Consider the following 1,287-nt stretch of genomic DNA (forward strand, 5'->3'; position numbering starts at 1 on the left):
CTCTTGCCTGTTGTCATAGAGGTTTAGGCATCCAAACTTAGTCTCGCCTACTTTTGCACATCCGTGATACCTAACTCGAGCAGGATTTTGAACTTGCCTACGATCCGATCCCAATAGCTTTGGCTTGGGCAAGATGTAACCCTGGGCCTTCAGGGGTTCAATTTCCACCTTGGGAAGGTTGTAGACATTCTCTATGATAGTCTTTACAGTCTTTTCAGACTCTTGCAATCGTTCCTTCAAGCTTTTTCTGACATGCTTGATAACACGGTCGATAACTTTGCTACCAAAACCTTTGTTGTCTTCTAGACTGGCTAGCGTTTCCAAGGTCAAAACAGGCGATAGCCTCCGAGACAGATGGGGAAAACACCTTTGCTTTGAAGCTACTTCGACTACCCAAGAGCTTTCCACGTCCTCTCTAGGTGCATTGTACTTCTGCAAATGATACTCCGCCAGACTAATCTTCAGCTCTGGCAACTGAATCTCTCGCGGCGACTGATTGGAAAAAATACCCAGATATTCCCAAGTCTCGCGTTTACCATATGTATTCCGAACCCACTTGATTGGGATATCTGGATAGTTTTCCAGCCATTCATGCAAAGTCCACGGCGTGTAGAGGCGGTGATGAATATCGACTTCTAAGTAAAGCTTTCCATCTGGTTCAACAGCAACATCTATTCTTCTTGCTCTGTGGATTTCCCAGCCATCCCCGGAAAGTTCTACCCCTTCCTGAGCAGTGATCCACCAGAGCAGGCCTCCTCCTATCGATTCAACTGCAGTTTTGGTGTACAGAGATCTAAGGCGCGACTCTATCCCCTTGCGCTCAAAGCTTTCGAGGGCGCTTCTTTCTTGAGGATTGGCACAGGTTAGAACCCTAAGCCCACACTCTTCTAACTCCCATTCTGGTGTTTTGAGCTGGCTGGGCGAGACTCTTTCCCGTGTGATAATGCGACTCCCCAAACGAACGGCTATTACACCCAGCCGATTGCAAACCTTAGCAATAGCTTTCTGCTCTTCTCCTGGCTCCGGAAGTGGGTTTGGCCTACAGGCGTACTCATAAAAGGTGAGGTCTTCCTGAGCTAGCTCCTTAACAAAGAAGCGATTGAGTATAACTTCAACTGACTGGTTCTGGTGAAGCAGGCTCATTGGTGGATTCTTCGTCATCTTTCCAGGATAAGCCCTAGCTCCTCGTTCAAGATCCCCAGCTCAAGGACGAAACAGCTCCGGTGGGGCCAGGTCATAGCTAAACGCCTCGGCTTCAAAGTGGCCGCTCATGCCCACCACTTGCCA

The 1,287-nt window shown here is 48.6% G+C and carries 1 protein-coding gene; it reads right to left on the reverse strand.

From position 1 onward, the window contains the following. The coding region (locus NW863_RS13075) for an argonaute PAZ domain-containing protein (RefSeq protein ID WP_414366883.1) at nucleotides 1-1,161 on the reverse strand (1,161 nt) is incomplete at its 3' end. Nucleotides 1,162-1,287: the final 126 nt, after the last annotated feature.

This window comes from Synechococcus sp. B60.1, assembly GCF_047462555.1.
In the GTDB taxonomy this organism is placed as follows: Bacteria; Cyanobacteriota; Cyanobacteriia; order Thermostichales; family Thermostichaceae; genus Thermostichus.